Here is a 13,160-nt window from a genome sequence, read left to right on the forward strand (position 1 = left end):
GTCCCACCCCGCGAAGGGGGCAGGACTCACTGGATGACGGGTCTCATTTCGAGCCGCTCATCAGTTGTCCATAAGCCGTTCAGCCTGTTCTGTCGTGTCCCGGTGCCGCGCCTGCTCTGCAGCGCTGAGCGCCTCGAGGTAGTCACGTACCGCTGACGTGTCGGGTTCACGATCGAGCCTGAGCGCACGGCGGTAGGCCCTGCGCTTGACGGCCTGATCATGTGCTTCGACGGTCGGTGTGAGCCACGCTCCCCGCCCCGGCATGACTGCCTTCGGGTCCGCCACGACGCGACCGTCACTCAGGGCGACGACACGGAGGAGGGAGGACCGGGGAGCACGACGACGACTGCCGATGCATGTTCTGACGGGATACACCTTACTCCTTGCCTCCGACGACCGCGATCCGGCGCGCCCGCTCCGGCCACGCCACGGGCGAAACCGTGCCGGACGACGCTCGTCGGCCGGCACGGGCACCCACTACTCGTCGCCGTCGAGGATGGAGTCCGGCTGGATGTCGATCCGCGCACCGGTCAGCTTGGCGGCCAGGCGGGCGTTCTGCCCCTCCTTGCCGATCGCGAGCGACAGCTGGTAGTCCGGCACGAGGGCGCGGACGGCCTTCGTCGAGGCGTCGAGCACGAACGCGCTCGTCACCTTCGCCGGCGAGAGCGCGCTGGCGACGAACGAGGCGAGGTCGGACGAGTAGTCGACGATGTCGATCTTCTCGGTGCCGAGCTCCGTGGTGACGGCCCGCACGCGCGCACCCAGCTCGCCGATGCACGCGCCCTTGGCGTTCACGCCGGGCTCGTTCGCCTTGACGGCGAGCTTCGTGCGGTGGCCGGCCTCGCGAGCGATCGACGTGATCTCGACCACGCCCGACGCAATCTCCGGGACCTCGAGCGCGAAGAGCTTCCGGACCAGGCCCGGGTGCGTGCGCGAGACCGTGATCTGCGGGCCCTTGGGACCGCGGCCGACGCTCGTGACGTACACACGGATGCGGTTGCCGTGCTTGTACTCCTCGCCCGGCACCTGCTCCTCGGGCGGCAGGATCGCCTCGACGGTGCCGAGGTCGACGTGCACCATCTTCGGGTTCGGTCCCTGCTGGATGACACCCGCGACGATGTCACCCTCCTTGCCGCGGAACTGGCCGAGGATCTTGTCGTCGCCGATGTCGCGCAGGCGCTGGTTGATGACCTGCTTGGCGGCGAACGCGGCGATGCGGCCGAAGTCGCTCGGCTGGTCGACGGCCTCGCCGACGACGGTGCCCTCCTCGTCGCGCTCCGGCACGTACACGGAGACCTCTCCGGACTTCCGGTCGAGCTCGACGCGGGCCTGGGCGTCGACGGGCTCGTCGTTCTCGGCGCGGTGCTTCTGGTAGGCGGTCAGGATGGCCTGTTCGATGATGCGGACGAGTTCGTCGAACGGGATCTCCCGCTCGCGCTCCATGAGTCGCAGGACTGCGAGATCGATCTTCACCGAGGTGCCTCCGTATTCAGCTGAGTCGCTCCCGCGGGTGGATCTACGCGGAAGTCGGCGACCAGCGTACCCCAGAACCCGAGACGGACGTCCTGCCGCAGAACGCAACGTCGGCGGCTTCGCGCAGCGGAGTACCGCTGCGAGGAACCGCCGACGTTGCGTCTTGCGGGCTCGGCTCGCCCGGGCCGGCTAGATCGCGCGGACCGCCTCGAGCAGCTCGGCGACCGGCACGTCGCGCCGCTCGCCGGACCGGCGGTCCCAGAGCTCGACGACACCGTCGGCGGCGTTCCGCCCGGCGACGACGACCACCGGGACGCCGAGCAGCTCGGCGTCGCGGAGCTTCACGCCCGGCGAGACCTTCGGCCGGTCGTCGTACACGACGTCGTACCGCTCGCCCTCGAGGGTGTCGATGAGCGAGGACGCGAGGTCGTACGCCACCTGGTCCTTGCCGGTGGCGACCACGTGCACGTCGAACGGCGCGATCTCCTTCGGCCAGGCCAGGCCCTTCTCGTCGTTGTGCGCCTCGGCCAGGATCGCCATGATGCGCGTCACACCGATGCCGTAGGAGCCCATCGTGACCGTGGCGAGCTTGCCGTTCTCGTCCTGCACCCTGAGGTCGAGCGCCTCGGCGTACTTGCGGCCGAGCTGGAACACGTGCCCGATCTCCATGCCGCGCGCGGTCTCCAGCGGGCCGGAGCCGTCCGGTGCGGGGTCGCCCGCACGCACGTCCGCCACGTCGACGGTGCCGTCCGCGGTGAAGTCGCGGCCCGCGACGAGCCCGGAGACGTGCACGCCGCGCTCGTTCGCGCCGGTGACCCACGCGGTGCCGTCGGCGACGCGGGGGTCGACGAGGTAGCGGATGCCGGAGGGGCTGTCGGCCCCGAGGACCTGCGGGCCGATGTAGCCCTTCACGAAGACGCCCGGGTGCTTCCGGAAGTCGTCGTCGCCGGCGGCCTCGACCTCGGCGGGCGCGAAGGCCACCTCGGCGCGCTTCAGGTCGACGTCGCGGTCACCGGGCAGCCCGACGACGACGACCTCGCGGGTGCCGTCGAGGTGCGTCAAGGCGAGCACGACGTTCTTCAGGGTGTCCGCCGCGGTCCACGGGCGATCGGCGCGCGGAGCGGCCTCGTTCGCGTGCGCGACGAGCGTGTCGATGGTGGGGGTGTCCGCGGCGGGCAGGCGCACGGCTTCCGGCTGGCCGCCGACCGGCAGGGCCTGCGCGGCGGGGGTGACGTACGCCTCGACGTTGGCCGCGTAGCCGCCGGCGCTCCGGACGAAGGTGTCCTCGCCGACGCCGATCGGGTGCAGGAACTCCTCGGACTTCGAGCCGCCCATCGCGCCGGCGTCCGCCTTGACGATGACGTACTCGAGGCCCAGGCGCGTGAAGATCTTCTCGTAGGCGTCGCGCATCACCTGGTAGCTGCGCTCGAGGCCCTCGTCGGTGAGGTCGAACGAGTACGCGTCCTTCATGGTGAACTCGCGACCGCGCAGCAGACCGGCACGCGGGCGGGCCTCGTCGCGGTACTTGTCCTGGATCTGGAACAGCGTGACGGGCAGGTCCTTGTAGGAGCCGTACAGGTCCTTCACGAGGAGCGCGAACATCTCCTCGTGCGTCGGCGCGAGCAGGTAGTCGGCGCCCTTGCGGTCCTGCAGGCGGAACATGCCGTCGCCGTACTCGGTCCAGCGGTTCGTCGCCTCGTACGGCTCCCGCGGCAGGAGTGCGGGCAGCAGGACCTCCTGCGCGCCGGCGGCCACCATCTCCTCGCGGACGATGTCCTCGATCCGGCGGCGGACGCGCAGGCCGAGCGGCAGCCACGCGAAGATCCCCGGGGACTGGCGGCGGACGTAGCCGGCGCGGACGAGCAGCTTGTGGCTCGTCACCTCGGCGTCGGAGGGGTCGTCGCGGAGCGTGCGGAGGAAGAGATGGGAGAGCCGTGTGACCACGGACGCAAGCCTAGCGGCGCGCGTCGCGGCCGCGGCGCGTGCGCGTGCGTTCGCATGGGCGTGCGTCCGTGCGTGGGCCTGTCGGTGGAGCAGGGATCGTCGGGTCGCGGATCGCGACCCGACGATTCCTGCTCCACCGATGAGCGGCAGGCGACCGACGTGCGCGGAGCCGCGCCGCGACGGACGGGAGGCGCGGGGCGGGCCCGCCCCGCGCCTCCCGTCCGTCGCCTGGTCCCGTCCACCCCCGTCCACGTGGTTGGAGCGGCAGTGGATGGAGCAGAAGACGTCGGGTCGCGGACCGCGACCCGACGTCTTCTGCTCCACGGGCAGCGCTCACGCTCCCGCGCCGCGCCCGCGCGCCGGCTCAGGTGGTGGTGACGACCTGCGGAGTCCCCGTGGCGGCGTCGGGCCCCATCTCGTCGGCGATGCGGTTCGCCTCGGCGATGAGCGTCGGGACGATCTCGCTCTCCGGGACGGTCTTCACGACCTGCCCCTTGACGAAGATCTGGCCCTTGCCGTTGCCGGACGCGACGCCGAGGTCGGCCTCTCTGGCCTCGCCGGGGCCGTTCACGACGCAACCCATGACGGCGACGCGCAGCGGCACGGTCATGCCCTCGAGGCCCTTCGTCACGTCGTTCGCCAGCTGGTAGACGTCGACCTGCGCGCGGCCGCAGCTCGGGCACGAGACGATCTCGAGCTTGCGCTCGCGGAGGTTGAGCGACTGCAGGATCTGCAGGCCGACCTTCACCTCCTGCGCTGGGGGCGCGGAGAGCGAGACGCGGATGGTGTCGCCGATGCCCTCGGCGAGCAGGATGCCGAAGGCGGTGGCGCTCTTGATCGTGCCCTGGAACTCCGGGCCGGCCTCGGTCACGCCGAGGTGCAGGGGCCAGTCCCCCGCCGCGGCGAGCTGCCGGTACGCCTTCACCATGACGATCGGGTCGTTGTGCTTGACCGAGATCTTGAAGTCGTGGAAGTCGTGCTCCTCGAAGAGGCTCGCTTCCCACACCGCGGACTCGACGAGCGCCTCGGGGGTGGCCTTGCCGTACTTCTGCAGCAGGCTCGGCTCGAGCGACCCGGCGTTGACCCCGATGCGGAGCGAGACGCCGGCGTCCTTCGCGGCCTTCGCGATCGCGCCGACCTGGTCGTCGAACTTCCGGATGTTGCCCGGGTTCACGCGGACCGCGGCACACCCGGCGTCGATCGCCTGGAAGACGTACTTCGGCTGGAAGTGGATGTCGGCGATGACCGGGATCTGCGACTTCTTCGCGATGATCGGGAGCGCGTCGGCGTCGTCCTGGCTCGGGACGGCCACGCGGACGATGTCGCAGCCGGAGGCGGTGAGCTCGGCGATCTGCTGCAGGGTCGCGTTGATGTTCGTCGTCGGGGTCGTCGTCATGGACTGGACCGACACCGGCGCATCACCGCCGACGAGGACCTTCCCCACCCGGATCTGCCGCGACTTCCGACGCGGGCTCAGGGTTTCGGGGACTTTCGGCAGACCGAGGTTCACTGCTGGCACGAGTGCGACTCTACGCGCTCCGGGTGACGTCACACCTGGCGCGTGACCAGGTCCGTCCCGCGCTCGACGACGGTGATGAGCGGCGCGTACAGCCGCATGAGCGCGAGGGCGCGCTCGTGGTCCTCGTCGCTCGCCCCCGCGCACGCGTCGGCGACGACCGTGACGGTCGCGCCGGCGTCCGCCGCCGCCAGGGCGGTCGACACGACGCAGCAGTCGGTGGAGACGCCGGTGAGCACGAGGTGCGGGCGGTCGCCGACCACGGCCTGGAGGCTCGTCCCCCACTTGCCGAACGTCGGTTCGGTGACGACGGGGTCGCGTCGGTCGGCTGCGGCGGCCGCGAACGGCTCGGTCAGCGCGTACAACGGATCCGCGTCCGGCACGAGTGCGAACGACCAGTCGTCGTAGTACGGCACCCAGGCGCCCTGCGGACGCTCGGGCGCCACGAAGCGCGTGAAGACCGTCCGCCCGGCGAACCGTGGGAGCAGCCGCTCGGTACCGGCGGCGGCGTGGTCGTACCGCGGCGTCGCCCACGGGCTGTCCCCGGTGAAGACCTGCTGCAGGTCGATCGCGACGAGCCAGGCGTCCGACGGGACCTCGACGCCCGCACTCACGCTGCCGACTCCCGACGGTCGCCGGTCGCGCCGGTCGCGCTGCTCGTGGGGATCGGCGCCTGCTCCTGGCGTCGCACCGCGCCGCGCGCGGTGAGGAGCGTGCCGAGGAAGCCGACCACGAGGGCGACGAGGACCCCGAGGTTGGCGTAGGCCCACGCGCCCTCGCGGCCGCCGAGCCCGGACGGGCCGAGCAGGTAGCCCTGCCAGTTGAGCCAGGCGGGTACCCCGTACGTGTTCGTGACGAGCCCCCACCCGAGCGCGGTGCCCAGCACGACGAGCCCGATGGCGGACCAGCGGACGTCGCCGTACCGGCCGCGGACGTCGTCGAGCTCGGTGTCGGCGTACGCGCGGCGACGCAGCAGCACGTCCGCGACGAAGACCCCGGCCCAGGCGGCGATCGGGACGCCGAGGGTGACCAGGAACGCCTGGAACGGGCTGATGAAGTCCTTGGCGAAGAAGACCACGTACACCGCGCCGGCGACCATGAAGGCGCCGTCGACCCCCGCGGCGACCGGCCTCGGGATGCGGACGCCAGCACTCAGCAGCGCCAGACCGGACGAGTAGATGTCGAGCACCGCGCCACCGACGAGCCCGAGGATCGCGACGACGGCGAACGGGATGAGGAACCAGACCGGCAGGATCGTCGTCAGGGCTCCGATCGGGTCGGCGCCGATCGCGGCGTCCAGGGTCTTCGACGAGCCGGCCAGCAGGACACCGACGACGACGAGCACCGCCGGCGCGAGCGCCCCGCCGAAGGTGGTCCAGCCGACCACGCCACCGGTCGAGGACGTCCGCGGCAGGTACCGCGAGTAGTCCGCCGCGGCGTTCACCCAGCCGAGCCCGAAGCCGGTCATGACGAGGACGAGGGCGCCGATGACGTTCTGGGTGCTCCCGCTCGGCAGCGCGCCGAGCGCACCGAGGTCGATGGACGGCACCGCGAGGACGACGTAGACGACCGTGAGCACGGCGGTCACGACGGTGATCACCGTCTGCAGCCGCATGATGACGTCGAAGCCGGCGATGCCCGCGCCGACGACCAGCGCCGCCACGACGACGAGGGCGACGAGCTTCGTCACGACCCCGTCGTCCCACCCGAGTTCGCGGAAGACCGTCGAGGTCGCGAGCACCGCGAGGGACGCCAGCGCCGTCTCCCACCCGACGGTGAGCACCCAGCTGAGGAACGACGGCAACCGGTTGCCCCGGACCCCGAACGCGGCACGGCTCAGCACCATCGTCGGCGCCGACCCGCGCTTGCCGGCGATCGCGACGATGCCGCAGAGCAGGAACGAGAACGCCACCCCCACGACGGAGACGATCGTCGCCTGTGCGAGCGAGATCCCGAAGCCGAGCACGAACGAGCCGTAGCTCAGCCCGAGCACCGACACGTTCGCGGCGAACCACGGCCAGAACAGGCCGCGCGGACGGCCCTTCCGGTCGGACTCGGCGATGACGTCGATGCCCTGGCGCTCGACGGTGCGGACCTCGGCGGCAGGGGGCATGGGCGCTGTGCTCATGCGGTGAGCGTAGTGCTACCCGAACAGGTCCACGGGCCGGACGAGGTCGGCGTAGATGAGCAGCGCGCTCATGCCGGCCAGCAACACGACGACCACCATCGTCAGCGGCATGGACTTCGCCAGGTCGATCGCACCCGGGTCCGGCTTGCCGACGAGCGTGAAGGCCCGACGTTTCACGGCCTCCCAGAGCGCACCGGCGATGTGCCCACCGTCGAGCGGCAGGAGCGGCACCATGTTGAGCACGAAGAGTCCGATGTTCAGCGACGCCAGCAGGCCGAGGATCGTGTACGCCTTGTCCACCACGGGGACGCCGCTCATCGACGAGACCTCGCCGATCGCCCGCCCGACGCCGACGACCGACACCGGACTGTCCTGTGACCGCTCCTGGGCCCCGAACGCGGCGTTCCACACCGCGACCAACCGCTGCGGCAGGTCGATGATGAGGTGCGCCGAAGCGGAGATCTGCGCGCCGGTCGCGGGCAGCACCGCGGTGGGCGACTGCCGGACGAGGGACTGTCCGATGCTGACGCCGACGACGCCCACGCGCTGGGTCTTCGTCGTGCCGTCCGCGTTCTTCGCCGCCGTGCCCCGGTCGGTCACGACGTCGCGGGTGGCGAGCTGCGGGGTCACCTCGAGCGTCTTGCGGGCACCGTCGCGCTCGACGACCACCGTGACCACCTTGCCGGCCGACCGCTGGAACACCCTCGAGACCTCGGCGATCGTCGGGTCCTGCCGTCCGTTCACCGCGAGCACGACGTCACCGTCACGGATCCCGGCCTGCTTCGCGGGCGACTCGGCGTCACCGGGCGCGCAGGCCGTCGAGCTGCTCGTCGGCAGGACGCAGTCGACGCTCGACGTGAAGGTCGTGGTCGGTGCGCCGAAGCCGCACAGCAGCACGCCGAACAGCACGATGCCGATGACGAGGTTCATCGCCGGGCCGGCGACCATGACGATGATCCGCTTCCACGGGGTGAGTCGGTAGAACGCCCGGGAGTCGTCGCCGCCCGCGTCCGCGATCTGCTCGGCGCTCGCCTGGCGAGCGTCCTGCACGAACGCGCCGTACATGCCGGTGTTCGTGATCGCGTTCGGCCGACCCGACGCCCGCGGCTTGAGCATGCCGACCATCGAGATGTAGCCGCCGAGCAGGATCGGTCGGATGCCGTACTCGGTCTCTCCGCGCCGGAACGACCAGATCGCCTTGCCGAAGCCGAGCGAGTACTGGGTCACCTTCACGTTGAAGAGCTTCGCGAAGGAGAGGTGTCCCAGCTCGTGGAGTCCGATCGAGACCAGCAGGCCGACGATGAAGACGACCACACCGAGGACGAAGAGGAGCACGGATTCGACGGTCACCGGAGAAGGGTACGGGACCGCGCCCATGACGGAGCCGAGCGCGCCCTGGGAGGTCTGCCGCGCCTCCCGGCCGGCCTGGAGGCAGGACCCACCGGAACCGCGTCGGTCACGTCACCGCGTGGTCCGGCCGTGCGTCCGGTGCCGGTCGCGGGACGCGGTCGCGAACCGCGTCGTCGTTCCGGGGTGCCGACGAGGATGCGGCTCCGGTCAGCGCGCCAGCGCGCGGTCCGCCGCGGCGCGCGCCCAGCGTTCCGCCGCGAGGACGCCCTCGAGGGACGCCTCCCCCGCGCGGTGCTCGTCGACCACACGCCGGACCGTGGCGACGATGTCGAGGAACCCGATCGCGCCCGCGTGGAAGGCGGCGACGGCCTGCTCGTTCGCGGCGTTGAACACGGCGGGGTACGTGCCGCCGAGCACGCCCACGTGCTTGGCGAGGTCGACGGCTCCGAACGCCTCGGCGTCGAGCGGCTCGAACGTCCAGGTGCTCGCGGTGGTCCAGTCGAGCGGGGCACCGACTCCGGGCACCCGGTCGGGCCATGCGAGGCCGAGGGCGATCGGGAGCCGCATGTCCGGCGGCGAGGCCTGTGCGATCGTCGAGCCGTCGACGAACTCCACCATCGAGTGCACGACGGACTGCGCGTGCACGGTGACGTCGATACGGTCGTACGGCACGCCGAAGAGCAGGTGCGCCTCGATGACCTCGAGCCCCTTGTTCACGAGCGTCGCCGAGTTGGTCGTCACCACGAGGCCCATGTCCCAGGTGGGGTGGGCGAGCGCCTCGGCAGGGGTGACGGCACGGAGGCTCTCCCGCGAGCGTCCACGGAAGGGTCCGCCGCTCGCGGTGAGGACGAGCCGCCGGACCTCGGCGTCGGAGCCCGAACGGAGCGCCTGCGCGATGGCGGAGTGCTCGCTGTCGACCGGCACGATCTGGCCGGGCGCGGCGGCCTGCTGCACCAGCGGTCCGCCGACGATCAGGCTCTCCTTGTTCGCCAGGGCCAGCGTCGCGCCGGTCCCGAGCGCCGCGAGGGTCGGGCCGAGCCCGACCGATCCGGTGATGCCGTTGAGCACCACGTCGGCCTCGACGCTGCGGACGAGGCGCTCGGCGTCCTCGGCGCCGAAGGCCGTGTCACGCACGCCGAAGCGGTCCGCCTGCTCGGCGACCAGGTCGCGGTTCGTGCCGGCGGTCAGGCCGACGACCTCGAACCGGTCGGGGTTGCGGGCGACGACGTCGAGGGCCTGCGTGCCGATCGATCCCGTGCTGCCGAGGACCACGATGCGACGCCGGGCAGCCCCGGGTCCTGCGGCCGTTCCGTACCGGTCGGGCGTGCCGGACCCGACGCCGTTCGCCACGCTCAGCCCTTGGCGAGGATGTCGACGACGAACACGAGCGACGCGTTCTTCGGGATGCCGGAACCCTCGGGCGGGTTCGCACCGTAGGCGTCCTCCGGGGTGGTCACGATGAGCACCTGCGAGCCGACCTTCTGCCCGACCAGGCCGGTCACGAAGCCCTTGATGAGCGAGCCCTCGGACACGGTGAACGTCGTCGGAGCGCCCTTCGACCACGAGGAGTCGAACTCCTTGCCGCCGTCGAGCTGCACACCCTTGTACTGCACGAGGGCGGTGTCGCCGTCGGCGATGGTGGCGCCGTCGCCCTGCTTGAGGACCTCGACCTCGGTCTTCGACGGTGCCTTCGCGCCCGACGGGATCGTGATCTCCGGCTCGCCCTTCGCCCCGTCCTCCACCGTCGGCAGGGACGGGTCCTGCTGCTGCGGCGTCCCGGTGGCCTTGGTGGGCGTCTGGGCGATCACGTCGGCGACGACGACGATCTCGCCGCCGGTGTTGAACCCGAGCGCCGACGACTCGCCGACGACGGCCACGCGGTCGCCGACCTTCGTGCAGGCGAGGAGGGCGCCGAAGCCCGTCCCGCCGACCGAGAGCACCTGCGGGTTGCCCTGGTCGAAGCCGACGGCGCCGAGCTCCGACGCGTCCGAGGCCTTGTAGACCGCGTAGGAGACCTGGGCGAACTCGCCGTCCCGCAGCGACTTGCCCTTGCCCTGCACGACCGTCGTGGCCTGCGGCGTCTTCGCGCTGATGCCCTTGTCGAAGGTGACCTTCGGCGCTTCCTTGCCGCCGACGGCACCGCTCACCGACACCGCCTTCGACGCAGACCCGGGCTCGGGGCACGACGAGATGGGCGTGGCGGACGCACTCGCGGAGGCACTGGGCGAGGCCGAGGCGTCACCCGAGCCGTTCCCGGAGCAGGCGGCGAGTCCCAGCACGACGGCGGGGACGATGGCGATCGGGAGCAGGCGGAGACGCTTCACGGGGACCTATCCTGCCGCACGCACCTTGGTGACGGGCGTGTGGTGGACGGGGAACGCCACCGAACGCGCGATGAAGCAGAGCCGGTTCGCCTCGGCGTGGGCGGCGTCGGCGTCCTCGACCCGGTCCGCCTCGAGCACGGTCACGACCGGGCGGAGGGTCACCGCCGTGACCTCCCCGGTGCCGTCGCGGTGCACGTCGAGCGAGGCGGTGGCCGTGTCCGTGTACTCGACGACCGTGAACCCGCGCTGCACGGCGACGTACAGGTAGCTCATCATGTGGCACTGCGCCAGCGCGCCGAGGAGGAGCTCCTCCGGGTTCCAGCGGTCACGGTCGCCCCGGAACGCCGGGTCGGCCGAGCCGGCGATCGGGTGCTTGCCGTCGGCGGTCACGTCGTGGTCGCGACCGTAGTCGCGGTACCCGCTCGTCCCGGTGCCGCGGTCGCCGGTCCAGCGGACGGACACCTCGTAGGTGTGGTCGGTCACGGTGCGCTCCTTCGTGCCTGGTGGTGTCCGCGGGGCTGGTCGGTCACGGTGCGTCCTCCGCGCCTGGTGGTGTGCGCCGGGCTCGCTACGATGACGGCATGACGGTGAGCCCCGACGTCCGAACAGACCGCCATCCTCTCACCGCGGAGGGCTCGGTCGAGCTCGCGGTGCTCGACCGGAACGGCTTCGACGAGAGCCGCCACGTGGGCGCGGGCGTCGTCGTCGCCGCGGACGGGACCGTGCTCGACTCGGTCGGCGACGCATCCGCGAGCATCTACCCGCGATCGACGATGAAGCCCTTCCAGGCGCTCGCGATCCGACGCGCAGGCGCGTCGTTCAGCGACGAGGAGCTCGTGCTCACCACGGCGAGCCACGCCGGCACCGCGGCCCACCAGGCACTCGCGCTGCACATGCTCGAGTCCTTCGACCACGACGAGTCGGACCTGGGGTGCCCGCCCGACCTGCCGTTCGACCGTGCCACCGCGCGGACCATGACCGGCCCCCGTCGCCTGGCCATGAACTGCTCGGGGAAGCACGCCGGCATGCTCGCAGCCTGCCGCGTGAACGGCTGGGACGAGGCGACCTACCTCGACGTCACGCACCCGCTGCAGCAGCGCGTCCGGGACACCGTCGAGGAGTACACGGGCGAGGTCGTCGACGTCGTCGGCACCGACGGGTGCGGCGCGCCGGTCTTCCCGCTCACGCTGCGCGGACTCGCGCGCGGGTTCGCCGGCGTCGTCGCCCGGTCCGACGCCGACTCGGCAGCGCTGGTGGACGCCGTCCTCGACCACCCGTGGGCCATCGACGGGGTCGGCCGCGCCAACACCGTCACGATCGAGCGGCTGCAGGTGCTCGCCAAGTTCGGCGCCGAGGGCGTCATGGTGATGGGCCTGCCCGGCGGCGCAGCGGTCGCGGTGAAGACGCTCGACGGCTCGCAGCGGGCAGGGACGCTCGCGGCACTGACGCTGCTCGAGCGGAACGGACTGGTCGACGCGGCAGGCGTCGCGGACGTGATGGCGGCGACCGGCGAGCGGGTGCTCGGTGGTGGGGTGCCGGTCGGCGCGGTGCGCGCGGGTTCCGGCCTGCGCTGAGTGTTCGGTCTGCGGTGTCGTCCTCGTCACCGCAGCAGGGGCAGCACCGGGTCGATGTGGACCGGCGGTCCCGCGAGGTGGTGCTGGACCCGGCAGCCGTGGCGGGTGACCTCGACGAGGTGGTCCCAGCGTCGCGGCAGCAGGTGGAGCCCGGGGACGAGCACGACCGTCGTGCGCGGAGCGCCGGTCGCCCCGAGCCGGACGGCGACGGCGGTGGCGGGTGGTAGCCCGGGGACGTCCGCCTCGGCCGTGGACACGAGCTGTGGGCCGGTCGCGGCACGGAGCTCGACACCGGGCTCGTCGTGCGGGGCGTGCGGCGGGTGCGGCGCGTGCGGGTCACGCAGGATGGGCAGGTCGGGCAGGTCGGGGAGGTCGGGCAGGTCGGGTTGGACCGACCGGCCGGGTCCGTGCTCGTCCCCGAGTGGGTCGAGCTGTGCGCGGAGGGCCGTGAACAGCGCCTCGGCCACCGCGCCCACGCCCACGACGACCACGTGGCAGGTGCGTTCCGGATCGCGGCCGACGTGCACCGGACGTCCGTCGGCACGTCTCCCGAGCAGGAGGCCCGGGAGGGCCCGCAGTCCGTCCCGCACGGCCGGGTCCCCCTCCGACGGGGCCGGATCCCCCTCCGACAGGGCCGGGTCCCCCTCCGACCGGGCCGGATCCCCCTCCGACCGGGCCGGATCCCCCTCCGACCGGGCCGGATCCCCCTCCGACCGGGCCGGGTCCCCCTCCGACCGGGCTGGGTCCCCTTCCGACCGGGCTGGTCCTCGGGGCTGGTGCGACCGCACGGGGTCCACGAGGACGACCGGGACGCCGTCGGCGCGCAGCTCGGCGAGTGAGCGGGCGAGAGC

Annotated in this window: 12 protein-coding genes; 1 reads left to right on the forward strand and 11 read right to left on the reverse strand. The window is 72.1% G+C overall.

The genetic code is table 11. The annotated features are described in order from the left end of the window. Positions 1-60 precede the first annotated feature (60 nt). From QUG93_RS01530 to QUG93_RS01575, 10 genes are all read right to left on the reverse strand, one after another. Positions 61-474: a YlxR family protein gene (locus tag QUG93_RS01530; protein WP_353067727.1), complete on the reverse strand. Its 414-nt coding sequence runs from the start codon at positions 472-474 to the stop codon at positions 61-63. A 3-nt stretch (positions 475-477) separates the two neighbouring features. Next, the gene (nusA, locus tag QUG93_RS01535) at positions 478-1,473 is read right to left on the reverse strand and encodes a transcription termination factor NusA (protein ID WP_289471849.1); all 996 of its coding nucleotides are present in this window, start codon (positions 1,471-1,473) and stop codon (positions 478-480) included. Positions 1,474-1,662: 189 nt separating this feature from the next. Beyond that, the gene (locus QUG93_RS01540; RefSeq protein WP_289471850.1) at positions 1,663-3,417 is read right to left on the reverse strand and encodes a proline--tRNA ligase; all 1,755 of its coding nucleotides are present in this window, start codon (positions 3,415-3,417) and stop codon (positions 1,663-1,665) included. A 364-nt stretch (positions 3,418-3,781) separates the two neighbouring features. Next, complete coding sequence (gene ispG, locus QUG93_RS01545; RefSeq protein WP_289472056.1) at positions 3,782-4,915, reverse strand: flavodoxin-dependent (E)-4-hydroxy-3-methylbut-2-enyl-diphosphate synthase; 1,134 nt, start codon at positions 4,913-4,915, stop codon at positions 3,782-3,784. A 50-nt stretch (positions 4,916-4,965) separates the two neighbouring features. After that, complete coding sequence (locus tag QUG93_RS01550; protein ID WP_289471851.1) at positions 4,966-5,547, reverse strand: cysteine hydrolase family protein; 582 nt, start codon at positions 5,545-5,547, stop codon at positions 4,966-4,968. Further along, positions 5,544-7,061: a purine-cytosine permease family protein gene (locus QUG93_RS01555; protein ID WP_289471852.1), complete on the reverse strand. Its 1,518-nt coding sequence runs from the start codon at positions 7,059-7,061 to the stop codon at positions 5,544-5,546. The genes QUG93_RS01550 and QUG93_RS01555 overlap by 4 nt, the downstream gene beginning before the upstream one ends. Before the next feature lie 15 nt (positions 7,062-7,076). Further along, positions 7,077-8,411, reverse strand: coding sequence for a M50 family metallopeptidase (locus QUG93_RS01560; RefSeq protein WP_289471853.1), 1,335 nt, complete (start codon positions 8,409-8,411; stop codon positions 7,077-7,079). Between the two features lie 207 nt (positions 8,412-8,618). After that, complete coding sequence (gene dxr, locus QUG93_RS01565; RefSeq protein ID WP_289472057.1) at positions 8,619-9,686, reverse strand: 1-deoxy-D-xylulose-5-phosphate reductoisomerase; 1,068 nt, start codon at positions 9,684-9,686, stop codon at positions 8,619-8,621. Between the two features lie 77 nt (positions 9,687-9,763). Next, a complete protein-coding gene (locus QUG93_RS01570; RefSeq protein WP_289471854.1) occupies positions 9,764-10,735 on the reverse strand; it encodes an FKBP-type peptidyl-prolyl cis-trans isomerase in 972 nt (323 codons plus the stop codon). A gap of 6 nt (positions 10,736-10,741) precedes the next feature. After that, the gene (locus QUG93_RS01575) at positions 10,742-11,218 is read right to left on the reverse strand and encodes an OsmC family protein (protein ID WP_289471855.1); all 477 of its coding nucleotides are present in this window, start codon (positions 11,216-11,218) and stop codon (positions 10,742-10,744) included. A gap of 98 nt (positions 11,219-11,316) precedes the next feature. Here QUG93_RS01575 and QUG93_RS01580 point away from each other — a divergent pair, with 98 nt between their 5' ends. Next, a complete protein-coding gene (locus QUG93_RS01580; protein WP_289471856.1) occupies positions 11,317-12,309 on the forward strand; it encodes an asparaginase in 993 nt (330 codons plus the stop codon). A 26-nt stretch (positions 12,310-12,335) separates the two neighbouring features. Here the strand turns inward: QUG93_RS01580 and QUG93_RS01585 are convergent, their stop codons facing one another. Further along, complete coding sequence (locus QUG93_RS01585; RefSeq protein WP_289471857.1) at positions 12,336-12,836, reverse strand: hypothetical protein; 501 nt, start codon at positions 12,834-12,836, stop codon at positions 12,336-12,338. Positions 12,837-13,160 lie beyond the last annotated feature (324 nt).

Origin of the sequence: Curtobacterium caseinilyticum, assembly GCF_030363035.1 — a bacterium.
Classification (GTDB): domain Bacteria; phylum Actinomycetota; class Actinomycetes; order Actinomycetales; family Microbacteriaceae; genus Curtobacterium; species Curtobacterium caseinilyticum.